This is a genomic window from Xanthobacter autotrophicus (genome assembly GCF_030015065.1).
In the GTDB taxonomy this organism is placed as follows: Bacteria; Pseudomonadota; Alphaproteobacteria; order Rhizobiales; family Xanthobacteraceae; genus Xanthobacter; species Xanthobacter autotrophicus_D.
The window spans coordinates 1-379 of the sequence record NZ_JAIVFN010000587.1 but is presented as its reverse complement, the minus strand read 5'-3'; the positions used below and the strand labels follow the sequence as shown (position 1 = coordinate 379).

General features: G+C 59.1%; 1 protein-coding gene. It reads left to right on the top strand.

All coding sequences use genetic code 11. From position 1 onward, the window contains the following. The first annotated feature begins 165 nt into the window (after positions 1 to 165). Positions 166 to 348, top strand: a complete 183-nt coding sequence (locus K9U40_RS24640; RefSeq protein WP_248688058.1) for a DUF3606 domain-containing protein — start codon at positions 166 to 168, stop codon at positions 346 to 348. The last annotated feature ends 31 nt before the right edge of the window (positions 349 to 379 follow it).

The following is a 379-nucleotide window of genomic DNA, read 5'->3' as shown; positions in this document are numbered from 1 at the left end:
GCAGTCGCGTGCACCTCGCGGCACAAGCTTCTGTTGATGAGCAGCTCGGAAGCCACCGATCCATACGATTGTTTCCCTGGACCTATCGATTGGGTGCAATTCGCCTACACGGTTGGTGTACACGCCGGATGACACTTATCCTGTCACCAACTAATAGGAGCTGCGATGTCAGACAACAAAGCCAAAACCGGCGGCCAGGACCGCTCCCGCATCAGCCTCAGCGAAGACTACGAAGTCCGCGACTGGAGCAAGAAGTTCGGGGTGACGGCGGAGGAATTGAAGCAGGCCGTCCATGCGGTCGGCAACGATGCCCAGGCGGTCGAAAGCTACCTGAAGGGCCGCCGGTGAAGCGGTGCGCATCGCCTCCTGGAACATCAAC